Origin of the sequence: Rufibacter aurantiacus (genome assembly GCF_017916345.1) — a bacterium.
GTDB lineage: Bacteria > Bacteroidota > Bacteroidia > Cytophagales > Hymenobacteraceae > Nibribacter > Nibribacter roseolus.
Window position 1 is genome coordinate 707,121 of sequence record NZ_JAFMSV010000004.1, and the last position, 24,289, is coordinate 731,409.

Sequence of the window (24,289 nt, forward strand, 5' to 3'; positions counted from 1 at the left end):
GGAAAGGGTGCTGGAGGAACTTTCAGTTTTGGGACTGTTTTTGGCGAAACAAGACAAAAAGAGGCTGTTGCTAGGAGTGATAATTTCGGTAGATCGTCAGTTCATCGTCTCTCACCATTCTCCGGGAGGCAAACTGAAGATTCGGCAACTGTGGTGCCTTGATGCCGTGCGCCAGTTTCTTCGGGCTTCTGAAAACCCTGATCTCATCCCATAGATTATTCTGCAGCAGCGCCTCCAGTAATACGGTGCCCCCTTCCACCAAAATGGATTGCACGTTTCGCTGGTATAAATCGGCTAGCATCAGGTCTAAGAAAACGCCATTAGTGGGCAGGGGAACGAATTCTGTTTGGGCGCCGCTCGCCTTCTCTTGTAAGGTGTAAATAACCGTGGGCTGGCTGTCATCCAGCAGGTGGTGCGTTTCGGGAATCTGTAATTGTTTGTCGATGGCGATTCTCAAGGGGGCTTGGCCGGGCCAGTGCCGGGTATTCAACTGTGGGTTGTCGTGGATTGCCGTGCGGGTGCCCACCATGATGGCTTGTTCTTCGGTGCGCCACTTATGCACCAGTTGCTTTGCCATAGGGCCGGAGATTTGGGTCGCCTGGTAATCAGGCAAGGCAATGAACCCGTCCGATGACTCGGCCCACTTCAGGACCAAGTAAGGGCGCTTTTTGGTCTGGAAGGTGAAGAACCGCCGGTTCAACTCCAGTCCTTCCTGTTCCAGTACCCCGATATGGACTTTGCAGCCGGCATCCAGTAGTTTCTTGATCCCCCTGCCCGCCACCAGCGGGTTGGGGTCTGTGTTGCAGATTATGACATCGCGCACGCCATGCTCCAGGAGGAAGTCAGCGCAGGGTGGGGTCTTGCCGTAATGGGAGCAAGGCTCCAGCGTGACGTACACACGGCTGTGGGGGAGCAGGCTTTTGTCCTGCACACTGTTGATGGCGTTGACCTCGGCATGGGAGCCGCCGTACTGCTGATGCCAGCCCTCGCCTATGATCTTGTGTTTGTGAACTACCACGCAACCCACAATGGGATTAGGGCGTGCGTAGCCACTGCCTACGGCTGCCAGATCCAGCGCCCGCCGCATGTATTTTTCCTCTGTATGCATTACCTGTATTTACGCGCCCTTTGGTGATCCATGCCCGAATATCGGGTGTTTTTTCAGAAATTGCCTAAAACTGACCTTTATGCAGACCCTTGAAGCTATTTTAGAGCACCTGGCTCACCAACTGGAAACGCTCTATGAAGCCCCGGAGGCCCGCACCATAGCCGAGTGGACCCTGCAACATGCATTAAGGGTAGGGAGGTTTGAGCTGTTGCGCCGGCGGAAAGAGGAGGCTTCTGATGAACTGCAAAATCAGGTGCAGGGCTACCTGGAGCGGCTGTTGGAACATGAGCCTCTGCAATATGTCTTGGGCGAAGCCTCCTTCTATGGTCGTGAGTTTGCGGTCACACCGGCCGTCCTCATTCCCCGCCCCGAGACAGAAGAATTGGTGCAGCGCGTCATCAGAACCTATCAGCATCGTCCGGACATAAAGCTACTGGATATAGGCACCGGTAGCGGCTGCATTCCTATTACGCTCGCGGCTGAATTGCCAAATGCCCGTGTCTGGGGACTGGATATCTCTGCAGAGGCATTGGCAGTCGCAAAGGCAAACGGCCAAAAAATGGCTCCGCAAGTAGCCTGGCTCCGGCACGATATCCTTCAGGAGATTCCAGCTATGGAGCCGGAAAGTCTAGATGCCGTGATCAGTAACCCGCCGTACGTGCTGGAGGAAGAGAAAGGCCAAATGCGGCAGAACGTGCTGGGGTTTGAGCCGCACCTGGCGCTGTTTGTTCCCAATGAAGATCCCTTGCTTTTTTACCGACGCATTGCGATGGTGGCGCAGCAACTGCTGAAGAAGGGGGGCAAACTCTACTTTGAAATAAATGAGCGCTTCGCCGAAGAGACACTAGAAATGCTGAAAGAAATGGGCTATCAGGAAATCAAAGTTTATAAGGATCTGCGGGGAAAAGACCGGGTATCTGAAGCAGTCTGGGAATGATTTTCTACTGAAAGCGTGATGAATACAACCACGTTACCGGGAATTATTATAAAAACCCCTACCTTTGCGGCTGCAAAAAAATGATATCCAAATAAGACGGTTATCCGTAAAGAGTCCGGCTCTTTGAACAAGCTCCAGTACCATGAACCAACCTGCTTCCACGTACACCGCCCATGAAACCGCTGTCATTGACGAAGGCTGTACCATTGGGGAGGGGACCAAGATCTGGCATTTCTCACACATCATGTCTGATTGTGTCATTGGGAAGCGCTGCAATATTGGGCAGAACGTGGTTATTTCCCCCGGCGTCGTCTTGGGGGAGAATGTCAAAATCCAAAATAACGTATCGGTTTACACTGGGGTGGTGTGCGAGGACGATGTCTTCTTAGGCCCTTCCATGGTGTTTACCAACGTTCTCAACCCCAGAAGCGCCATTAACCGGCGGGGAGAGTACCAGAAGACCCTGGTACAGAAGGGTGCCAGCATCGGGGCCAACGCCACTGTGGTGTGCGGCCATACCATTGGGGCTTACGCCCTAATTGGTGCCGGAGCCGTGGTGACTAAAGATGTGCCACCTTATGCCCTGGTCTACGGAAACCCCTCTAAGCAGCACGGTTGGGTCAGTGAGGCTGGGCACAAGCTGGCCTTTGATGACATGAATGAAGCTATTTGCCCGGAAACGGGCGAGAAATATAAATTAGACAATAATCAAGTAACTAAATCGTCCATTCAAATAGATTAACTGTGTACCAGCAACTCCTCAACAAAGAAGCCAAACTGGCTGTCATCGGATTAGGATATGTAGGACTTCCCATTGCCCTGGAGTTCGCCAAAAAAATCAGTGTTATCGGGTTTGACATCAATGCCAAGCGGGTAGAGTTGATGAAAAACAACGTGGATCCAAGCGGTGAGCTGGAGGCATCTGCGTTTGAAGGATGTGATATCACCTTCACCAATGACCTGGAAGTTTTAAGAGAAGCCCGGTTTTTCATTGTAGCCGTGCCCACCCCTATTGATAACCACGCTTTGCCAGATTTGAAGCCTCTCCTAGGTGCCTCCACCACGGTAGGTAAGGTTTTGAAAGAAGGCGATTATGTGGTGTATGAGTCTACCGTTTACCCAGGCTGCACCGAAGAAGACTGTATTCCAATCCTGGAGCGTGAGTCTGGTCTGAAATTCCCTGCTGATTTCAAAGTAGGTTACTCCCCTGAGCGCATTAACCCAGGCGACAAAGAGCACACGCTTACCAAGATTGTGAAAGTGGTATCCGGTTGTGACGCAGAGTCGCTGGACATCATTGCAAAAGTTTATGAGCTGGTGATTCAGGCTGGGGTGCACCGTGCCTCTTCCATCAAAGTGGCTGAGGCTGCCAAAATCATCGAGAACACTCAACGCGACGTGAACATCGCCTTGATGAATGAGCTGTCCATCATCTTTGACCGGATGAACATCAATACCTACGAAGTGTTGGAGGCCTCCGGCACCAAGTGGAACTTCCTGAAATTCTTCCCGGGTCTGGTAGGTGGCCACTGCATCGGGGTGGATCCTTACTATCTAACCTACAAAGCCAAAGCGCTGGGCTACGATTCCAAAATCATCCTGAGCGGCCGTACCATCAACGACGGCATGGGTGCTTATGTAGCCAGCAAAGCCATCAAAATGATGATCAAGGAAGGGAAAGCCATCTCTAAAGCCAAAGTGTTAGTAATGGGTGCTACCTTCAAAGAGAACGTAGAGGATATCCGTAACTCAAAGGTGGCCGATGTGATCAACGAACTGAAGAGCTTCGGGGTGCAGGTAGACGTGGTGGATCCGTATGCCTCTTCGGATGAACTGGAGCATGAGTATGGTTTCGCCTTAACGGCTAACCCAAGCAATGACTATGATGCGGTGGTTGTGGCCGTAAACCATAAAGATTATCTGGAGCTGGACGAAAACTATTTCCAAAGCATCTCCGCTGATAGTCCTATTGTCATCGACCTAAAAGGGATTTATCGCGGAAAAATCAATACATTGCCTTACTGGAGCTTATAATCTATTCTTATGAGTAAAATTCTTGTTACCGGCGGAGCAGGCTACATTGGCTCCCACACCGTGGTAGAACTGGCGCAGGCTGGTTATACACCCATCATCGTTGATAATTTCAGCAATTCTGAGGAACGAGTGCTGGAGGGTCTTACCCAGATTCTGGGAAAGGAAGTACCCTGCTATAAAGTAGATTGCACCGATGCCGTTGCGTTACAGGAAGTTTTCTCAAAAGAAGGCGATATTACCGGCGTAATCCACTTCGCGGCTTATAAGGCGGTAGGAGAGTCGGTGAAAGAGCCTTTGAAGTACTACCACAACAACGTGGCCGGATTGATAACCTTGCTGCAGGTGATGGAAGCCAATAAGGTAACTCAGTTGGTCTTCTCTTCTTCCTGCACGGTCTACGGTATTCCCGAGAAGCTACCGGTAACAGAGCAAACCCCTACGCAGAAAGCCAACTCGCCTTACGGCAATACCAAGAAGATTGACGAGGAAATCCTGCAGGATGTGGCCAACAGCGGAAGCTATGCTGTGAAGTCCATTGCCCTTCGGTACTTCAATCCGGTAGGCGCACATGAATCAGCCCTGATTGGGGAGTTGCCACTGGGTATCCCAAGCAACCTAGTGCCTTTCATCACTCAAACAGCCGCCGGAATCCGGGAGAGTCTAACCGTGTTCGGGACCGACTACGATACGCCTGACGGAAGCAATATCCGTGATTACGTCCACGTAGTGGATTTGGCCAAAGCACACGTAGCCGCCATCAAACGCTTGGAGAAACCAGACGCCGTACCATACGAAGTCTTCAATATCGGGACCGGGCAAGGTAGCAGCGTACTGGAAGTAATCAAAGCTTTTGAAAAAGCCACCGGCCAGAAATTCAACTACAAAATTGGTCCGCGCCGCGCCGGTGACGTTCCTGCCATCTACGCCGATGTGACCAAAGCCACCCAAGAACTCGGCTTTAAAACGTCATTATCACTGGAAGATAGCTTGGGCAGTTCCTGGGCCTGGCAGCAACAATTGATGAAGGTAACCTCTAAGTAAGATGAAAATACTAATCACAGGCGGAGCCGGTTTCATTGGTTCCCATGTAGTGCGGCTATTTGTGACCAAGTATCCAAACTACCAGATATTCAACCTGGATAAGCTTACCTATGCGGGCAATCTTCAGAACCTGACGGACATTGAAGATGCTCCTAACTACACCTTCATTAAAGGCGACATCACCGATCAGGAGTATATCAACGGGTTGTTCCAGGAGCATAAGTTTGATGCTGTGATGCACCTAGCCGCGGAGTCGCACGTGGACCGGTCCATCACCGATCCCATGGCTTTTGTGCGCACCAACGTGAACGGGACCTGCAATTTGCTGCACGCCGCCAAAGAACTCTGGAAGTCTGATTTCGCCGGCAAAGTGTTCTACCACATCTCCACCGACGAGGTGTATGGTTCACTGGGCGAGGAAGGCATGTTCACGGAGGAAACAAAATACGATCCGCGGTCTCCTTACTCGGCTTCTAAAGCCAGTTCAGACCATTTTGTACGGGCGTATTACCACACCTATGGCTTGCCGGTGAAAGTGTCTAACTGCTCTAATAATTACGGGCCAAACCACTTCCCCGAGAAGCTGATTCCGCTGGCGCTGAATAACATCAAGAACAACAAACCGGTACCGGTTTACGGCAAAGGTGAGAATATCAGAGATTGGTTGTACGTGATTGACCACGCCCGTGCCATTGACGATGTGTTTCACAAAGGCAAAGAAGGCGATACCTACAACATAGGTGGCGTGAACGAGTGGCGCAACATTGACCTCATTCACCTGCTCTGCGACATCATGGATCAGAAATTGAACCGTGAGCCAGGTACCTCCCGCAAACTTATCACCTTTGTGACAGACAGAGCCGGGCATGACCTACGCTACGCCATTGATTCTTCCAAAATCATGAACGAGTTGGGCTGGAAGCCATCCGTTACGTTTGAGGAAGGTCTGGAGAAAACGGTAGACTGGTATCTGCAAAATGAGGAGTGGTTGCAGAATGTGACCTCCGGCAGCTACCAGGAGTACTACAATGAGCAGTATGCCCGCTAAATCACTGAATCAAAGTTAAGATGCGTTTACAGGCTGTTTTCATGAAAACAGCCTGTAAACGCATCTTTGTTTAACTGCAAAGCAGAATAAAGGTTCCTTTTGAAAGAGATAACACCATATTCAAGCGAACCAAATTGGGTAAAAGGGAACTGTGGTTTTAAGCCAGTTTTCTCAAAGTAACCTTAAAACTCATTTAAATTCATAATTTAATTCCTCTGTGTACGAGCATCCTTTTCATAACGGCTCCCTGGAGCAGACTTCTTTTCTAGTGACCGGCGGTGCCGGATTTATTGGTTCTAACCTGGTAGAATATCTTCTGAAGTACAATGCCAAGAAAGTGCGGGTGCTGGATGATTATTCCAACGGTTTCCATAAAAACCTGAGGGCTTTCCAAGATAATGACCGTCTGGAAGTGCTGGAAGGCGACATCCGGAATCTGGAAACCTGCATGAAAGCTTGCGAGGGAATGGACGTGGTATTACACCAAGCCGCTTTAGGTTCGGTGCCGAGAAGCGTGAAGGATCCGGTGACGTCTAATGAGGTGAACGTGGGTGGTTTCGTGAACATGCTCATGGCCGCCAAAGAACAGAACGTGAAGCGCTTTGTGTACGCCGCCTCTTCCTCCACCTACGGGGATAGCAAATCTTTGCCTAAAGTAGAAGATAAAATCGGGAAACCCTTGTCTCCTTACGCGGTTACCAAATACGCCAATGAGTTGTATGCCGATGTGTTTGGCAAGACTTACGATATGGAAATCATCGGGCTGCGGTATTTCAATATTTTCGGTCCGCGACAGGACCCTAATGGCGCTTATGCGGCCGTGATTCCGTTGTTTATTGATGCCGTGCTGAACAACCGCGGACCAAGAATGAACGGCGACGGTGAGCAAACCCGTGACTTTACCTTCGTGGAGAACTGCGTGGAAGCAAACATCCGCGCTGCGTTGGTAGTGAACCCTGAGGCGATCAACCAGGTCTACAACATCGCGGTAGGTGACCGGACTTCTTTGAATGACCTCTTCAACATCCTAAAAGAGGAAGCCGGCGTTGACGTGCAGGCGGAGTATGGCCCTGAGCGCGCCGGTGATATCCGCGACAGTTTGGCTGATATTTCCAAGGCGCAACGCTTATTGGGCTACAACCCACAAATCAGAATCCAGGAAGGGCTGCAGAGAACCCTGGCCTGGTTCCGTGACAACCAAGATTTTATATACAACCAGAAATAAGAGAATGAAAGGAATCGTCTTAGCCGGAGGCTCAGGAACAAGGTTACACCCGCTCACGCTCGCCGTTAGCAAGCAGCTGATGCCCGTGTATGACAAACCCATGATCTATTACCCGCTGTCCACGCTCATGCTGGCCGGCATCAAAGACATTCTCATTATTTCCACGCCCCATGACTTGCCCATGTTCGAGCGTCTGCTGGGCGATGGCAGCCAGATTGGGTGTAACTTCAGCTACCAGGTGCAGGAAGTTCCTAACGGATTGGCCCAAGCCTTTGTGTTAGGCGCTGACTTCATCGGGAATGACAAAGCGGCCTTGATCTTAGGAGACAACATCTTCTACGGTTCCGGAATGAGCAAGCTCCTGCAAGCCAATAATGACCCGGATGGTGGGGTGGTGTATGCCTACCACGTAAATGATCCGGAACGCTACGGCGTGGTGGAGTTTGACGAGAACATGAAAGCCATCTCCATTGAAGAAAAGCCGAAGCAGCCTAAGTCAAGCTACGCAGTTCCGGGCCTTTACTTCTATGATAATGACGTGGTAGAAATTGCCAAGAATCTGGAGCCCAGCCCCCGTGGTGAGTACGAAATCACCGATGTGAACAAAGAGTACCTTCGTCAGGGCAAACTGAAAGTAGGCATCCTGGACCGCGGAACAGCCTGGTTAGACACGGGTACCATCCAATCTTTGATGCAGGCGGCCACGTTTGTGCAGGTGATTGAGGAACGCCAGGGACTGAAGATCGGGTCTATTGAGGAAGTGGCCTACCGCATGGGTTTCATCAATGCCGAGCAGTTGCAGCGTGTGGCCGAGCCTCTGCGTAAGAGCGGTTACGGCGATTACCTGCTAAGTGTCCTGAAAGAGCAGAACAGCTTATAAGAAACTATATAGTAGATAGAAAGGTAGATAGAAAGCCCTGTGAGATTGAGTTCTTCTCACAGGGCTTTTCGTTTTAAGGCTGATTCAGGAAAAGTTGCTCAAAACTGACTAATTCGGAAAGATCAGACCCACTACCAAGCCGGTCAAAATAAGGACTGGAGCCGGAATCTTGGTCCATTGCAGCAGCGCGAAGGTGAGTACGACTAGCCCGAAGTTATAAGGCGTGTTCTCGATGGGATGGTAGAGCATAATGGCGGCCGCGCACACCATGCCACAGCCTACGGCGTTGATGCCCTCTAGCGAGGCCTGGATCACCCGGTACTTGCGGAGTTCCTCCCAAAAGCGAATCACGAAGAAGATCAGGAAGGTGCCTGGCAGGAAAATAGCGATGGTACACACCACACCACCCAGAATCTGCCCGCCCCAACCGTAGGGCCGCATGGCCAGGGTGCCGATATAAGAGCAGAAAGAGAAAACCGGACCTGGTAAGGCCTGCACCAGCGCGAAGCCAGACAAAAACTCTTTGGAGTTGAGATAGCCTTTGAACTCCACAAACTCGGTGTACATCACGGGGATGAGTACTTGCCCGCCCCCAAAGATGAGGCTGCCGTTGCGGTAGAAGTTTTCAAATAGCAGTACCGCCCGCAGTTGCGTGAATCGCCCCAGCAAAGCCGCCGCAATCAAGACCCCCAGGAACAACAGGAAATTGGCCCATTCTATCTTCATTGGCTGCTTCTCCAGCACCGGCTGCTTCTGGAACCTGAGTGCAGTCAGACTACCGCCTATCAGCAGGAGCACAGGAAACACCCATGGCGACCTAAAAAAGAAGGCCAGAATGGCGGAAAACACCATAATCACAATCCCGCCTTTGGTGTAGACCACTTTAGAGCTGATCCGCCAGGCAGCAAAAGCCACGAAACCCACGGCCATGGGCTGGATAAACCGGGTGAAACCCAGGGGCGCGCCTTTGCCTTCCAGAAAAGAAATGATGAGGGCCGCAGCAATCATGATGATGGCGGCGGGCGCAATCCAGACCAATAGGGTGAGGTAGGCAAGGTTTGGGCCTCCCACTTTGAACCCGATGGCCGTGATGGTCTGGGTGGAGGAGGGGCCGGGCAGAATCTGGCACAGTGCGTTGAGTTCCAGCAGCTCTTTCTCGGTGATGTAGCGCCGTTTTTCCACCAGCAGGCGCAGCATCATGGCAATATGCGCCTGAGGTCCGCCAAACGCCGTGAGCGAGAGCGAAGCCACATCCTTTAGGAAAATATAATTACGAGGGCGCAATAGAACTTAGTGTTGAAAGCGTTTTTAGGCCTGTTTTATAAAAATAGACTTAAAAAACGAAAGGAGCCCCTAAAGGCTCCTTTCAAAGTCAAAAGAAGAGCTTATTTCTTCAGACCCAGCTCCACCAGGCGCTCGTTGAGGAATTCACCGGCAGTGATGTCTGGGAATTGTTTCGGGTTCTGCTCGTCAATGCAGCCTTCCAGGCAGGTCAGGTCCATCTCTGAGCGCGGGTGCATGAAAAACGGAATAGAGAAGCGGGATGTGTGCATCAGCTCACGCGGCGGGTTCACTACGCGGTGGATGGTGGACTTCAGCTTGTTGTTGGTGTGGCGCGACAGCATGTCGCCCACGTTCACAATGATCTGCTCAGGCAGGGCCGTGATCGGAATCCATTTCCCGTCGCGGCGAAGCACTTGCAAGCCATCAGCGGAGGCGCCCATCAACAGGGTGATGAGGTTGATGTCCCCGTGCTCGGCGGCACGTACGGCATCGGCTGGTACGGCATCCGGGTTCTCGATAGGGAAGTAGTGGATGGCACGCAGGATGCTGTTACCGTTGTGCACTTTGGCATCGAAGTAATCCTCGGAAAGACCTAGATACAAGGCCAAGGCGCGCAGAACCTGCTTACCGGCGGCTTCCAGACGGCTGTACGCCTCCAAGGCCACTTCCCGGAACTCGGCCACCTCTTCAGGCCACACGTTGTCTGGATATTCTTCTTTGATAGGATCGTTGTCGGTTACTTCCTGGCCCACGTGGTAGAACTCCTTCAGGTCACCAGTGTTGCGGCCCTTGGCGTGCTCTTTTCCCTTGCCTACGTAGCCGCGCTGGCCCGCCAGACCCGGGATCTCGTACTTCTGTTTCACGTCATCTGGGAGGGCGAAGAACTTTTTGATAGCCGCGTACAGGCGGTCGGTCAACTCATCGCTCAGGCCGTGGTTTTTCAAGGCGGCAAAGCCGATATTCTGGTGCGCATCACCCATTCCTTTCACGAAGGCCGCTTTGCGGGCCGGGTCGCCGGAGGTGAAATCGGCGAGGTCCAGCGATGGGATTTCCTCTAATAATTTATCGTTCATAAACCTGTCTTGACGTGTTTTGAAAAACTCATTTTAAATGCGGCACAAGTTACGAAATTTCTATCTTTGAAACATTCTGCGTATTTATACGAAAACCTAAACTATGAAAAAGAAACATTTGTCTTTTGTAGCGATAGCGGCCATGCTGCTGGCTTCTGCCTGTGATGGAAAACGTGCCTCTGATACTGAGGCAACTGTAACAGATACCACAGCTGTTGCTGACCATTCTGGCATGGCGCATGACACCGCCGGCGTGCAGCACCAGGGCGCCATGGGCACGCCAATGGAAAAGGGAGGCCTTAAAGTCTACTCCTACAGTAACTCCGTGGATTTCCCGAATGCCGACCTGGAACTGAACCAACCCGAAAAGAACGGTAAAGTAACCGGTGACTCAGTGCAGTTCAATTACGAGGTGAAGAACTTCCAATTGAGCCAGCAAACCTCAGACGCGGGCACCCACGAGCACGCCAACTCCAAAGAAGGCCAGCACATCCACAACATTGTGGACAACGAGCCTTACACCGCGCACTACAAACCCACGTTCAAGAAAGCGATTAAGCCGGGTCAGCACGTGGTGTTGTCGTTCCTGTCACGCTCTTACCACGAGAGCATTAAGCATGACGAGGCCTATGACCTGCGCGTGATCAACGTAGGCAATGCCCCGGCCAGCGCGGCCAAGTTTGATGAGAAAGGCCAGCACCTGTTCTACAGCCGCCCCAAAGGCGAGTACAAAGGCGCCGATACCCGCAAGGTGATGCTTGATTTCTACCTGGTGAACACAGAGTTAGCCAAAAACGGCAACAAGGTGCGCGCTACCATCAACGGCAATGAGTTCATCCTGGACCAGTGGCTGCCGTACCTGGTAGAAGGCCTGCCTATGGGCGAGAACACCTTCAAACTGGAACTGATCGATAACGCGGGTAAGGTGATCCCTGGCCCGTTCAACACGGTTGAACGCAAAATCACGCTGGCGCAGTAATCTGTTTCCGGCCCGTTTTCAGCAAAGCCGCTCCTAAGAAGGAGCGGCTTTTTTGTTGGGTAAAAGTTGAAATGTGGGTGGCAAACGTGTAGAAAAGGCATGCCTTGTCTCTTCAATTTCTTCTCTCCTTTGTCATCCTGAAAGAATCTTGTGGGCGAACTAGAAAAGCGTTGGAGAAGCGCTATGGCCGTTTGCCCACAAGATCTTTCCAAGACGACAGAAGAGGGAATGACTCTCGGCTTGGGGGCAAATATGTTTTGGACCTGTTTTTAAGAAATCGGCCTAAAACAATTTGCTGCTGCAGATAGGGGAAAAGCCTGTGATATTTGTCTTGAAAGAGTTGTAATAAATAATTGGTGAATGCTACAAATAAGGTAAGTCGCTTTCACAGAGGCTGTTTTGGGCAGGTTTAGAGAAAATCGGGCCCAAAACAGCAAATTTTTTTGTGCAGGCAACCACCGCCGGAAAACCTGCATCTTTAGGGTGACGCTTTTCGGCAGAGAGCATTTGTTTAGGGCATTTCACCAGCGTTGACCATGATACAGCTCCAGAACATCCATAAATACTACGCCATGGCGCAGAACAAGCTCCATGTGCTGAAGGGAATTGATCTGCACGTGCGGGAAGGGGAACTGGTCTCCATCATGGGTTCCTCAGGGTCTGGCAAATCCACGCTGCTCAACATCCTGGGTATTCTGGACGACTTTGACTCCGGCGACTACACCCTGGCGGGCACACCCATCAAGAACCTCTCTCAGGCCAAAGCCGCCTACTATAGAAACAAGTTCCTGGGCTTCGTTTTCCAGAGCTTCAACCTGCTGTCTTTCAAAAATGCCATGGAGAACGTGGCCTTGCCGCTCTACTACCAGAAAGTGGGCCGGAAGGAACGCAACAAACTGGCGCTGGAGTACCTGGACCGCGTGGGTCTGAAAGAGTGGGCCGAGCACTCGCCCAACGAGATGTCTGGGGGGCAGCGGCAGCGCGTGGCCATCGCCAGGGCCCTCATCAGCAAGCCCAAATTGATCCTCGCTGATGAACCTACCGGCGCCCTGGACACCAACACTTCCTACGAGGTGATGGAGATCTTCAAGGAAGTGCACAAGCAAGGCATCACGGTGGTGATTGTGACCCACGAGAACGACATCGCAGACCAGACCGAACGGGTGATCCGGTTGAAAGACGGCCTCATCCTGGATGATGGTCTGGGGAATAAAACCGAGGAATTCCTGACGCCTGTTGCCTATACCCAAGCTTAACATCGCCGCGCATGTTTGACGTTGACAAATGGCAGGAGATTCTGGGCACCATCCGGAAAAACAAGCTCCGTACCTTCCTCACAGCCTTCGGCGTGTTCTGGGGCATTTTCATGCTGGTCATGCTGCTGGGTTTCGGGCAAGGCTTGCAGAACGGGGTGTTCAACCGCTTCGGGGATGGAGCCAAGAATGGGATATTCTTCTCCGGCGGCAAGTCTTCCATGCCTTATGCTGGTCTGGGGCCGGGCCGCGAGATCAAACTCACGAACGAGGACCTGGCCACCATTGAGCGCGAAGTGCCGCAGGTGCAGATCATCTCGCCGCGCAACCGCCTCTGGGGCGAGTACACCATCAACTACAAAACCGAGAACGGCTCTTACCAGGTCTTCGGGTCTACGCCGGAGTTTCTGGAGGTCAACGGCGAGCGCCTGAAAGTGGGTCGCCTGCTCAACGAGAACGACATCAAAGAGAAACGGAAGGTCATTGTGCTGGGCGAGAAAGTGCGCGAGGTGCTGTTCAAAGACAAGACCGGCCTGGAAGAGTACGTGAACATCCAGGGCATCCACTTCAAGGTGGTGGGCATCTTCACGGTGCGTGGCAACAACGGCGGTCGCCGGGAGGAACGGGCTTATATTCCTTTCTCCACCCTGCAGACTACCTACAACCAGCCCAATCAGGTACAGTTGGTGGCCATGGTGGCACAGCCTGGCGTGAAGGCGGTGGTGATTGAAGAAAAGGTGAAAGCGCTATTGGCCCAGCGGCATAAATTCTCCCAGGAGGATGTCCAGGCGCTGGACATTAACAACGGCGAGAAGGAGTACGAGCAGGTTATGGGCCTGTTCAACGGCATCAATATGTTTGTGTGGGTGGTGGGCATAGGTACGCTCATTGCGGGCATTGTGGGCGTGAGTAACATCATGCTCATCATTGTGAAGGAACGCACCCGCGAGATCGGCGTGCGGAAAGCCTTAGGAGCTACGCCGGTGTCCATCGTGAGCATGATTTTGCAGGAATCGGTGGTGATTACGGCTTTCTCGGGCTATCTGGGACTATTGGCCGGCGTGGGTCTGCTGGACCTGATGCGCTATGCTCTGGAGAAATCCGGCGCCGATTTGCCGTTCTTCGCCAACCCTGGCGTGAACCTGGGGGTAGCGGTTTCTGCCACGGTGCTGCTGGTGCTGGCCGGGGCCATAGCCGGTCTCATGCCCGCCCTGAAAGCTGCCAGCATCAAACCCATTGAAGCGCTCAGAGCAGAGTAGTTTAAAATTAAGAATTAGGAATTTGTGCAGACAGGTGCCCCCACACCTTCTTTCCAAGGAACTCAGAAGCTGTTTGCGGGCTGATTTCCGGAAAACAGGCTTAAAACGATTATTGACTCAGGACAATAGACTCAGGACTCAGAATTCCCACTTATGATTGATGTAGACAAATGGGCTGAGATTTACGCCACTGTCAAGAAGCACAAGCTGCGGACGGCGCTGACGGCGTTTGGCGTTTTCTGGGGCATCTTCATGCTGGTGCTTTTGCTGGGCGCGGGCAAAGGGCTGGAGCACGGCATCACCAATGACTTCAACATCGCCAAGAACGCCGTATTCGTCTGGACGCAGCGCACCAGCGTACCTTACATGGGCCTTAAGGCCGGCCGGTTTGTGCACCTGACCAATGATGATGTGAAAGCCATTCAGGAGCAGTTGCCTGAGGTGGGCATCCTGTCACCCAGCAACGGATTGGATGGCACGTTCACCGTTAGCTACGCCAATAAGAACTCATCTTTCAACGTGAGCGGCGATTACCCCGAGATGCTGTACGTGGATCCGCTTACCATCTCTACCGGGCGTTTCATCAACCGCATTGACATTGAGGAGAAACGCAAAGTGGCCGTGATTGGGCCGCGCGTGCAGGAGGTGCTGTTTAAGGAGGGTGTAGACCCTATTGGCAAATACATCAACATTAAGGGCAGTTACTTCCAGGTGGTAGGCAAGTTCACGCCGGTAGGCAAAGGCGAAGACATTGTGTACGCCTCCCAGACCATTTACATCCCCAATACCACGCTGCAGCAAACCTTCAACCAGCCTAACCGCATCGGGCACTTCAAGATCATTCCCGCACCGGGCGTGCCCGCCGAAGTAGTGGAGGAGAAGGTAAAAACCCTCCTGGCACAGCGTCACCAGGTAGCTCCTACAGATTTGAAAGCTTTCGGCTCGGCCAACGTGGAGAAGGAGTTCAAAGACGTGCAGGGGCTGTTTGCCGGCATCTCAGGGTTCAGCTGGATTGTGAGCATCGGGACCATCATTGCGGGCATCATCGGGGTGGGTAACATCATGCTCATCGTGGTGAAGGAACGCACAAAGGAAATAGGTATCAGGAAAGCGCTGGGCGCCACGCCTTGGTCGGTGATCAGCTTGATTCTGCAGGAATCGGTGGTGATCACCAGTATCGCAGGCATCTCTGGTTTAATTGTGGGGACCGGACTAGTGGCTTTAATCAATTACCTCATGGTGCGCTTTGAGGTGGATGCCGGCTTCTTCGCCAGCCCTGAGGTTGATCCGCAGGTGGCTTTGATGGCCGTGGTGCTGCTGGTGGTGATGGGCGCCATTGCCGGTCTTATCCCCGCTACCAAAGCCGCCCGGGTGAACCCGGTAGAGGCTTTGAAGGATGAGTAAATTCCATTTTGAGCCCGAATTACAGAAAACGACACCAAAACACCTCTGCGGCACTACAAGAGCCGGGGATTTGAGATAGCACATCAGAACATTAACACATTAGCACATTAAACCAATGAAAAAGGTATTTCTAGGGTTGTTCATCGTCTTGTTTCTGGCCGGCAGCGTCTGGATCGGGTACTACTTCTACAAGAAATCGAACGCTGATCCGGTGGTGTATAAGACCGAGAAGCCGTTTTACACCAATATTGTGAAGAAAACCGTGGCTACGGGCTCCATTGTGCCGAGGAAGGAAATCCAGATAAAGCCGCAGGTGAGCGGTATTGTGGAGGAACTGTACGTGGAGGCGGGCCAGAGCGTAAGGGCCGGGCAAACCATTGCCAAAATCAGGATAGTGCCCAACATGGTGAGCGTGAACAACGCCGAGACCAGCGTGCAGACGGCCCGCATCGCGTTTGAGCAGGCCAAACGGGAGTTGGCGCGCCAGAAGATGCTTTATGATCAAAAAGTAATCGCGGAGCAGGAATACAACAAGTTTGTGCTGGACTACAAGCTGCGCCGGGAAGACCTGACCGCGGCAGAGAACAACCGCCAGTTGGTGAAATCAGGCACCTCGCGGCGGACGGGCGGCTCCAACATCATCATCTCCACCGTGGACGGCATGGTGCTGGATGTGCCCGTGAAAGTGGGCGCCTCGGTGATTGAGCGCAACAACTTCAACGAGGGTACCACCATTGCGGCTGTAGCCGATATGAAGAGCCTCATCTTTGAGGGCAAGATTGATGAGTCTGAGGTGGGCAAACTGCGCGAGGGCATGGACCTGAACCTCACCATCGGGGCTATCGAAAATAAAGTGTTTAAGGCCAAGCTGGAGTACATCGCCCCCAAAGGCGTGCTGGAGGAAGGCGCCGTGAAGTTCCAGGTGAAAGCCCAGGTGATGCTGCAGCCCGGCGATTTCCTGCGGGCTGGCTACTCTGCGAACGCCGACATCGTGCTGGACCAGAAACAGAACGTGCTGGCCATCAAGGAAGGTTTGCTGCAGTTCGGGAAGAAAGGCAAAGACAGCGTGTTTGTAGAGGTGGAAACCGGGCCTCAGCAGTTCAAGAAGAAACTGGTGAAAACCGGCCTGTCTGACGGCATCAACATACAGGTGGTAGACGGCCTCAAAGCCAGCGACAAAGTGAAAGTGGTGGAGGCGGCCTCGCCGGATGAGGAAAAGAAGGCCTCGTAGTGAATAAATGAAAGTAAGCGCGGCCGCAAGCCGGGTAGAAAACAGTGTTTCAAACATCAAATCAAACCAGATGAAAAAAACAAAGTGGATTGCCTCCGGGATGTTAAGCATGGTCTTCTCCCTTTTCATGCTCACGGCACAGGCGGGCGGTATCAGTCCTACCGAGCTGAAGATGGACAAGATCCTGAACACCTATGCCACCAGGATGAAAGCGGCCTTCCTGGAGAAAAACGACGAGAAAACCATCGCCCTCATCAAAACCGCCTCTGATGAGGCCGGCGCCGAGATGCACAAACTCAAGCCCGAGCTGGAGAAGTGGGCCCAGGAACATAAAAACTTGAAAGGTGCCGAGAAAGAGGCCTTTGAGAAGCGGTTCCAGTCCAAGCCTTATTTCAAAACCATCTTTGAGGTGATGCTGGACCCTGCCGTAGCCAAACGCCTGCAAGCCAATCCGGCCCTGGACAGAGCCATCAAAGAAGGCAACAAAGCGTTCCCTAACTTCAAATCTGCCGAGGACAGCAACATAGAAGAAGCTTCTGAATCTGATGAAGGATAAAACCTTTGCCCACTTCCTCTCAAAGCGCGACAACTCTGCCCGGGGTTGTCGCGTTCTGTTTTAGCTTTGTTTCCCGGAAAAGAGCCGTAAAACCCTTTTCTGCCACCCAGGCATTCACCCAACCAAAAACCAAAATGAAAAGCCCCGCCTTCACTGTTCAACTGCACTTTGAGTCTGAGCACAGCATCACCGCCACCGGCAAACACGTGCGCGACGGCCTCTCCGCCGTACTGCGCACCGGCGATTACCTCTGGATGAGCTGCGATGAGCAAACCACCCTGGAGCGCCTGAAACTCACCGGTGACCAGACCTTCGGCGAGCACGTGCACTTTGACCTGAGCCAGTACCTGGACCTGCCCGATGGCACCAATTCAGAGATTGACATTGAAGGTCTGGGCGAAGGCGGGGGATACCTTTGGCTGGTAGGCTCCCATAGCCTCAAGCGCAAGAAACCACGCAAAGAAGACTCCGTGGAAAAGCAGATCAAGAGGCTGGCCAAGGTCTCATCTGATCCTAACCGCTACCTGCTGGCCCGTATCCCGCTGGTGCAGGACCCCGAAACCGGCGAGTATACCCTGGCCAAAAAGTGCACTGATCCCGAGGACCCCTCCAAAAAGCTTCGGGCCGCCCAACTGGTGGGTACCAAAACGGGAAACCAACTTATGGATGCCTTCCAGGATGACATCCACCTAAAGGATTTCCTGCCCATTCCGGGGAAAGACAACGGGTTTGACATTGAGGGCTTGGCCGTGCACGAAGACCGCATCTTTGTGGGTTTGCGCGGACCGGTGCTGCGCGGCTGGTCCATGATAGTGGAGCTGCAGTTAAAGGACGGGGAAGAGAAAGGTACCCTGCAGCTCAAGGCCAACGCAGATGGCTCGCTATACAAAAAGCACTTCCTGCACATGGTAGGCAAAGGTGTGCGGGAACTGCGCGTCAAAGATAATGACCTCTACATCCTGGCGGGCCCCACCATGGACCTGGACGGCACCATTGCCGTGTACCGCTGGCCCAACGCCATGGTGCAGTCCCTGGAGGGTGAACAGATGGTGCACCGCAAAGAACTGGATCACCTCTTTGATGTGCCCCACGGCAGCGGCTCCCACTCGGGCCTGGACAAAGCCGAAGGCCTGGGCATCTTTGACGAGGAACACCTGCTGGTGGTCTTCGACAGCCCCAAAGACGAACGTAAAACAGATAAAAATGCTGTCACCGCCGATGTATACCGCATCAAGGACTAGTGAAATTTAAAGCTTGCTTTTAAATAAGTTGCTTGGCCTGGCGTTGAGAAAAAGATTACTCTCTTCAAATCAAACATGACCGTTCCGGGGCTGTTTTCTGTATAACAGCCCCGGAACAATTCACCTTCCCGTACTCGCGCCCCATGAAACACGTTTTCGCCCTGCTTCTGATGGTTCTGTTTTTTGCCGGCACCGGATTTAGCCAAGTGAAAGGCACCGTCACCGACAAAGCCACGGGCAAACCGGTGGCCTTTGCCAACATTTGGGTAGAGGACGAGAACCTGGGCACCACCTCCTCAGAGAAAGGCGAGTTCGGGTTTGCCTCTGCGGAGCTGCAGGGGAAAACGCTGGTCATTTCCTGTTTAGGCTATGAGCGAACGCGCCTCCCTATCTCGGGCGGAAATCTGACTATTGCTTTGGTGCCCTCGGCGGTGGCCCTTAACGAGGTCACGGTGAAGAAAAGCACCAAACGCACCAAGCTTGTCATCAACAAACTGGATGATAACACTGAGTATTCCTTCGGGAGCAACGGCACGCCCTGGATTGTGGCCCAGTATATCCCTTACAAAACCGGTTACGCTGCCACGCCTTTCCTGGACCAGATCTCTATCGTGACCTTGAGCAATCTCAAAAATGCCTCTTTCAAACTCCGCCTCCTGCGGGTAGGCGAGGATGGCGCCCCCGGCTCCGATCTGCTTTCCACACCCCTCATGGGCCTGGCCCCGAAAGGCATCAAAACCGTGACCCTGGATGTAAGCCAGCATGACCTGCAGATGCCAGCCAAGGGTTTCTTCATCGCGTTTGAGTGGCTCGTGATCAAGAAGAACCGCTATGAGGCCGTTGACCCCGAGACCGGCGCCAAGGAAGGACCCGCCAGAATCTCCTACGAGCCCAGCATCCGGTGCTACGGTCCTGACCAACGCAGCCCCAACGGCTGGATTTACCACCAGGGCAAATGGGTAAGCACCAGTCAGCGCGAAGGCGATGCTATCAGCTTCGCCACCCCACAATTCCAGCTCACCTTGAGTAATTGAGGTCTGAACTGGAGTAATAGAAATTCCCCTCCTGACTTCTTTATTTTTATTGTCATCCTGAAAGGATCTTGTGAGCGAACTAGAAAAGCCTTGGAGTAATCGCAACTACCGTTCGCTCACAAGATCTTTCCAAGATGACAATAGGGTGGGGTAATCCTGAAGGATGCTTCGTTTCTGGCCTCTTTCCCAGAAAAAACTCCTAGAAACGTTCCTAAACTCAGAACCTTTACCAAACAGAAGAGCCGCCCCGGGTTACCAGGGCGGCTCTTCTGTTTGACTATTTACTGAAAGTGGTTAGTTGCGCTTGCTTTCCACGGTATCAGGTTTAGGCGGGGTGATCCGGGATTTGTCAATGGCATCGTATACCACTTGCATTACCTTGGTGCGGGTGTTCAGTTTGCTCAGAACCGAGCTCTCGCGGGTGGGGTGCACGCGGTTAGACAGGAACACATACACCAGTTGGTTCACCGGGTCTACCCAGGTGTAAATGCCCGTGAAGCCGGTGTGCCCGAAGCTTTCGGTTGGGGCACTCTTGGCGGCGTTCCCGTTCTCGGTGCCCGGCTTGGACGGACGGTCAAACCCGAGGGCGCGGTAGTTGTCTGGGCAGAACTGGCATTTGCTGAACGTGCTCACCGTTTTGTTGGCGATGTAGCGCTTGCCGGCATAGATACCGTCGTTGAGGTACAGCTGCATCACTTTAGCCAGGTCATTCGCGGTCCCGAACAAACCAGCGTGACCGCTGATGCCGCCCAGCATGGCAGCGCCCTCGTCATGCACGGTGCCGTGCAGCAACTGCTTCCGGAACAGGGTATCCACCTCGGTAGGCACAATGCGGGAGAGCGGGTAGTACTTGTAAGGGTTGAACGTTAGCGTGGAAGCGCCCAGCGGCCCGTAGATGTTCTTTTTCAGATACGTCTCAAAATCCTCTCCGGTGATGTTCTTTACCACCAGCGGCGCCAGAATGAAAGAAAGGTCACTGTACACGTAGCCTGGTTTGTCGTTCAGCGGCGAGTTTCTGATCTCCTTGTAAATCTCCTCGGCGTAATCTTTCCGGATGAACAGGTGCTGGGCCACGCGGTACGGAAATTTATCAGAAGAGTCTGCTTTGAAGATGTTCGGCTTCAGCTCGCCGTTGCTTTTCACGGCCTCTTTCCAAAACGGAATCCAGGATTTGAGGCCGGCCTGGTGCGTGAGGATGTCGCGGTAGCGTAGGTTTTCTTTGTTAGAGCCTTTCATCATGGGCAGGTACTCGCCCAGGGTTTTGTCCACGTCAAATTTGCCTTCGCCGTTCAGTTTCATGAACGCCGCCAGGGAAGTAGTGATCTTGGTCACCGAAGCCAGGTCGTAAAGGTCTGTGTTCTTCACCGGCGTCTGGTTCTCATAGGTATGATACCCGAAGGACTTGGCATAGATCACCTTTCCGTTCTTAGCTACCAGCACCTGGGCGCCCGGGGTGGCTTTGGCTCTAATGGCCTGGTTCACCAGCGTGTCTATCTGCGCAAAATCCTCTGACCGCAGACCTACGGCTTCTGGTTGGGTGTAGGCCAGACGAAGGCCACCATCGGTTTTCAGTCCGTTGTTGATCTTGAAGTAGTTAGATACGTTCACCGGCAGCTTGCCTTTGGCGCCCACGCCCCCGAAAATAATCTGGGCGGCTACGTCCTGGGTTAAGGCATTCTCCTGGTAGGTGGCCAGCACGCCGTGCGCTTTCTCAATATCCTCAAAACGGTTGAGGCTGTACACATTGCCAAATACGGTCACAATGGTCTGTTTGGAACGGATCAGGTCTTTCAGGAACAGGTTCATCTCGGCGGTAATCCCGAAGGTGTTGTTGCCTGAGGCCTTCAGTTGCAGCTTATGTACGCCTACTAAAATGGTGTTGTAATTTTTCAGCTTGTCTTTCAGCGCCTGCAGGTCAGCGATGGAGCTGGTAGGCGGCAAGAAGAAGTTGTCCACTTTCGCGTACTTGGCCAGGTTCCGCTGGAATTCAGTCTCAGTGCTGGTGCCCAGCGCCAGCGCAGCGATATTCAACGTGTCCAGCGTTTTGATAGGCAGGATGTTGTCTTTGTTGCGCAGCAGCGTGAGCGAGGCCTCGGTCAGCTGGCGGTTGATGAAATCGGCGGTGGGGTTGTTCAGGTCCTGGATCAGGTTTTTGGTTTCAATGGGTTGCCACTTGTCCAGACCCGCCCACTGTTTGGCGGCCAGTACTTTCCGGCAACGGGCATCTACCTCGGCCTGGGTGATTTCCTTATTCGCAATGGCTTTTTTCACCTCCTCAATGGTGGTTTTCACATCCATGGTGTTCAGGAGGACATCGTTCCCGGCCAGCAGGGCCTTCACGTCCACAATGCCGGGCGCATAGAACTTGGCCACGCCTTGCATGTTCAGGGCATCGGTGAAAACCAGGCCTTTGAAGCCCATTTCCTTCTTGAGCAGATCGCTCACAATGTTCTTGGAGAGGGTAGAGGCTACGTCTTTGGTGTTGTCCAGCACCGGAATGTTCATATGCGCCACCATCAGACTACCCAGACCGTTTTTCATGAGCTCTCTGAACGGGTACAGCTCGGTAGAGTCCAGACGCAGTTTAGAGAAGTGCAGCACCGGCAAGCCATAGTGCGAGTCTACGTTGGTGTCGCCGTGGCCGGGGAAGTGCTTGGCGTTGGCCATCACCTTGTTGTCCTGCATGCCTTTCACGTAGGCCAGGGATTTGCGGGTCACGTTGTATTTGTCTTCGCCGAAGGAGCGGAACCCGATCACGGGGTTGTTGGCATTGTTGTTCACGTCCACCACCGGCGCAAAGTTCACGTGGATGCCCAACCGGCGGCACTGGCGGGCTATCTCCGCGCCCATGTCATAGATCAGCTTCTCGTTTTCAATACCGCCCAAACTCATCTGGTACGGGAACGATACCGTGCTGTCCAGGCGCATGCCCAAACCCCACTCCCCGTCAATAGAGATCATGAGCGGCACCTTGCTTTCTCGCTGGTAGCGGTTGGTCATGTGCGCCTGCCGTACCGGTCCGCCCTGGAAGAAGATCAATCCACCCACTTTGTAGGTAGTCACTAACCGGCTGATGGAGTCAATGTGCGCCTGGTTCTTGTTGGAGTACACCGGAATCATGATCAGCTGCGCGATGCGTTCCTCCGGCGTGAGGGTTTTGAACACGGAATCTACCCATTTCTGGTTCGCGCCCATAAATGGCGGATCGGTTTTAGGATTAAACACCGGCACCGCGGGTTTTTTGGCTGCCGCTTTCTTGGTTGCCGTTACCTTTTTGGAGGCCGGGGCTTTCTTTTTGGCAGCCGCCGAGGCCTTTTTGGAAACGGTTTTGGTGGTTTTAGCGGATTTTTTGCCGCGGGTCTGGCCGTGCAGGGAAAAGAACCCTACCGCAAACAGAAAAATGAAGACGAGGGGGAGAAAACGGAGTTTTTTCAAGGCAAAAAGCAAGGATAATGGAAGTACGTAGCGCGTAAGAGTGCAAATTACGGCATAATTCTGGAAAACAGGCTCATAAAGGAGCAAAGTTCCAGTTTTAAGCCACGGCGCTCTTCAATAACCTGATAGTTCCGGCGGTGGCGTCTATCTCGGCCTCAACTCCTACTGGTACGGTAAATTTGTGGGTGATGTGGCCGATCATGGCCCCGGAATACACCGGAATCTTCAAAGGCTGCAGGTGCTGCTCCAAAACTTCCTCCAGCGTGAGCGACCCGTAACTTCCCTTGCTGGGCTCGCAGTCAGAGCATTTGCCAAACACCACCCCTTTGACCTGGTCCAGCACGCCAGCCAATTTCAGTTGCGTGAGCATGCGGTCTACCCGGTACACGGCCTCGTTGGTGTCTTCCAGGAACAGGATGGCGTCTTTCCAGTTGGGCAGATAATCTGAGCCCAGAATAGCGGTGAGCACTGTTAAATTGCCGCCCACCAGTTTGCCCTGCGCCGTGCCGGGTGTAATGGTGGTGATGCGGTCTTTGGTGATAGTGAGGTTATCGCCTAATTCCTTAGGGTTCTCAAACAACGCCGAACTGGCCTCCATCAAGACCTGCCGGAAAGAGTCAACAGAAAACTTGTTCCAGGTAGCGGAGCCCACCGGCCCATGGAACGTTATGAGGCCAGTTTTTGCGTTTATGGCCAAAAGCAGCGCCGTGATGTCTGAGTACCCGATGAGCGGTTTAGGATTCTTCTGGATGGTCTTGTAGTCCAGTAAAGGCAGTAATCGGGCGCAGCCCCAACCTCCGTGGATGGCCAGGATGCCCTGCACAGATTTATCCGCGAACATGGTGTTCACATCCTCGGCTCGCGCCTGGTCCGTGCCCGCCAGATACCCGAACCGGTCAAACACGTGCTTGCCCATCTTCACCTTCAGGCCCAATGCCTCAATAGACTCCTTGGTGATCTGCACCACTTCTTTGCTGAACGCCGCGCCCGCCGGGCAGATGAGCCCTACCGTATCGCCGGGCTTGAGGCGGGGCGGCACAATGGTTTTAGGACCTTTCTCAGGGGCAGTAGCCGGCCTGAAGCCCAGCAAAGGAAGAGCCGCAGCGGCCACAGAAAGCGAAGCCAGCACCTCGCGGCGAGATCGGAGTATCATAAGTCAGAAGGTTTAGCAGATGGGTGGGAAAACACCGCGTTAAAATAAAGAGATTGTTTCTGTTTCGGGTGTTTTAAGCTTCGTTTTTCAAAAACAGGCTCAAAATGGATAAGC

The 24,289-nt window shown here is 53.0% G+C and carries 20 protein-coding genes; 15 read left to right on the forward strand and 5 right to left on the reverse strand.

Annotation, left to right across the window (positions count from 1 at the left end):
* Positions 1 to 70: 70 nt before the first annotated feature.
* Positions 71 to 1,108, reverse strand: a complete 1,038-nt coding sequence (gene ribD / locus J3P34_RS17800; RefSeq protein WP_210489956.1) for a bifunctional diaminohydroxyphosphoribosylaminopyrimidine deaminase/5-amino-6-(5-phosphoribosylamino)uracil reductase RibD — start codon at positions 1,106 to 1,108, stop codon at positions 71 to 73.
* Positions 1,109 to 1,187: 79 nt separating this feature from the next.
* On the opposite strand from ribD, the gene prmC reads away from it, so the two are divergent.
* The 7 genes from prmC to rfbA all read left to right on the forward strand — a co-directional run bounded on the left by prmC (position 1,188) and on the right by rfbA (position 8,273).
* Positions 1,188 to 2,045, forward strand: a complete 858-nt coding sequence (gene prmC, locus J3P34_RS17805) for a peptide chain release factor N(5)-glutamine methyltransferase (protein WP_210489957.1) — start codon at positions 1,188 to 1,190, stop codon at positions 2,043 to 2,045.
* Between the two features lie 142 nt (positions 2,046 to 2,187).
* Complete coding sequence (locus J3P34_RS17810) at positions 2,188 to 2,787, forward strand: acyltransferase (RefSeq protein ID WP_210489958.1); 600 nt, start codon at positions 2,188 to 2,190, stop codon at positions 2,785 to 2,787.
* Positions 2,788 to 2,789: 2 nt separating this feature from the next.
* Positions 2,790 to 4,079 (forward strand): nucleotide sugar dehydrogenase, encoded by a 1,290-nt coding sequence (locus J3P34_RS17815; RefSeq protein WP_210489959.1) that lies wholly within the window; start codon positions 2,790 to 2,792, stop codon positions 4,077 to 4,079.
* A gap of 9 nt (positions 4,080 to 4,088) precedes the next feature.
* Positions 4,089 to 5,120 carry a UDP-glucose 4-epimerase GalE gene (gene galE, locus J3P34_RS17820; RefSeq protein WP_210489960.1) on the forward strand — a complete coding sequence of 344 codons (1,032 nt, stop codon included), beginning with the start codon at positions 4,089 to 4,091 and terminating at the stop codon, positions 5,118 to 5,120.
* A 1-nt stretch (position 5,121) separates the two neighbouring features.
* The gene (gene rfbB / locus J3P34_RS17825) at positions 5,122 to 6,168 is read left to right on the forward strand and encodes a dTDP-glucose 4,6-dehydratase (protein ID WP_210489962.1); all 1,047 of its coding nucleotides are present in this window, start codon (positions 5,122 to 5,124) and stop codon (positions 6,166 to 6,168) included.
* A 217-nt stretch (positions 6,169 to 6,385) separates the two neighbouring features.
* Positions 6,386 to 7,393, forward strand: a complete 1,008-nt coding sequence (locus tag J3P34_RS17830; protein ID WP_210489963.1) for an SDR family oxidoreductase — start codon at positions 6,386 to 6,388, stop codon at positions 7,391 to 7,393.
* A 4-nt stretch (positions 7,394 to 7,397) separates the two neighbouring features.
* Positions 7,398 to 8,273 carry a glucose-1-phosphate thymidylyltransferase RfbA gene (gene rfbA, locus J3P34_RS17835; RefSeq protein ID WP_210489964.1) on the forward strand — a complete coding sequence of 292 codons (876 nt, stop codon included), beginning with the start codon at positions 7,398 to 7,400 and terminating at the stop codon, positions 8,271 to 8,273.
* Positions 8,274 to 8,381: 108 nt separating this feature from the next.
* Here the strand turns inward: rfbA and chrA are convergent, their stop codons facing one another.
* Positions 8,382 to 9,524 carry a chromate efflux transporter gene (gene chrA / locus J3P34_RS17840; RefSeq protein WP_428480482.1) on the reverse strand — a complete coding sequence of 381 codons (1,143 nt, stop codon included), beginning with the start codon at positions 9,522 to 9,524 and terminating at the stop codon, positions 8,382 to 8,384.
* Positions 9,525 to 9,658: 134 nt separating this feature from the next.
* The gene (locus tag J3P34_RS17845) at positions 9,659 to 10,630 is read right to left on the reverse strand and encodes an isopenicillin N synthase family dioxygenase (RefSeq protein WP_210489966.1); all 972 of its coding nucleotides are present in this window, start codon (positions 10,628 to 10,630) and stop codon (positions 9,659 to 9,661) included.
* A 103-nt stretch (positions 10,631 to 10,733) separates the two neighbouring features.
* On the opposite strand from J3P34_RS17845, the gene J3P34_RS17850 reads away from it, so the two are divergent.
* From J3P34_RS17850 to J3P34_RS17885, 8 genes are all read left to right on the forward strand, one after another.
* The gene (locus J3P34_RS17850) at positions 10,734 to 11,609 is read left to right on the forward strand and encodes a hypothetical protein (protein ID WP_210489968.1); all 876 of its coding nucleotides are present in this window, start codon (positions 10,734 to 10,736) and stop codon (positions 11,607 to 11,609) included.
* A gap of 536 nt (positions 11,610 to 12,145) precedes the next feature.
* Positions 12,146 to 12,865, forward strand: coding sequence for an ABC transporter ATP-binding protein (locus J3P34_RS17855; RefSeq protein ID WP_210462896.1), 720 nt, complete (start codon positions 12,146 to 12,148; stop codon positions 12,863 to 12,865).
* Positions 12,866 to 12,876: 11 nt separating this feature from the next.
* A complete protein-coding gene (locus J3P34_RS17860) occupies positions 12,877 to 14,121 on the forward strand; it encodes an ABC transporter permease (RefSeq protein ID WP_210462897.1) in 1,245 nt (414 codons plus the stop codon).
* 153 nt (positions 14,122 to 14,274) lie between these two features.
* Positions 14,275 to 15,525 (forward strand): ABC transporter permease, encoded by a 1,251-nt coding sequence (locus J3P34_RS17865; RefSeq protein ID WP_210489970.1) that lies wholly within the window; start codon positions 14,275 to 14,277, stop codon positions 15,523 to 15,525.
* Positions 15,526 to 15,640: 115 nt separating this feature from the next.
* On the forward strand, positions 15,641 to 16,756 hold the full coding sequence (locus J3P34_RS17870; RefSeq protein WP_210489971.1) for an efflux RND transporter periplasmic adaptor subunit: 1,116 nt from the start codon (positions 15,641 to 15,643) through the stop codon (positions 16,754 to 16,756).
* A gap of 70 nt (positions 16,757 to 16,826) precedes the next feature.
* The gene (locus tag J3P34_RS17875; RefSeq protein ID WP_210489972.1) at positions 16,827 to 17,312 is read left to right on the forward strand and encodes a hypothetical protein; all 486 of its coding nucleotides are present in this window, start codon (positions 16,827 to 16,829) and stop codon (positions 17,310 to 17,312) included.
* A gap of 134 nt (positions 17,313 to 17,446) precedes the next feature.
* Positions 17,447 to 18,553 (forward strand): DUF3616 domain-containing protein, encoded by a 1,107-nt coding sequence (locus J3P34_RS17880; protein ID WP_210489973.1) that lies wholly within the window; start codon positions 17,447 to 17,449, stop codon positions 18,551 to 18,553.
* Between the two features lie 143 nt (positions 18,554 to 18,696).
* Complete coding sequence (locus J3P34_RS17885; protein ID WP_210489974.1) at positions 18,697 to 19,587, forward strand: carboxypeptidase-like regulatory domain-containing protein; 891 nt, start codon at positions 18,697 to 18,699, stop codon at positions 19,585 to 19,587.
* 294 nt (positions 19,588 to 19,881) lie between these two features.
* On the opposite strand, the gene J3P34_RS17890 is transcribed toward J3P34_RS17885, so the two are convergent.
* The gene (locus tag J3P34_RS17890) at positions 19,882 to 22,782 is read right to left on the reverse strand and encodes a serine hydrolase domain-containing protein (protein WP_210490219.1); all 2,901 of its coding nucleotides are present in this window, start codon (positions 22,780 to 22,782) and stop codon (positions 19,882 to 19,884) included.
* 337 nt (positions 22,783 to 23,119) lie between these two features.
* Complete coding sequence (locus J3P34_RS17895) at positions 23,120 to 24,175, reverse strand: S66 peptidase family protein (RefSeq protein ID WP_210489975.1); 1,056 nt, start codon at positions 24,173 to 24,175, stop codon at positions 23,120 to 23,122.
* Positions 24,176 to 24,289 lie beyond the last annotated feature (114 nt).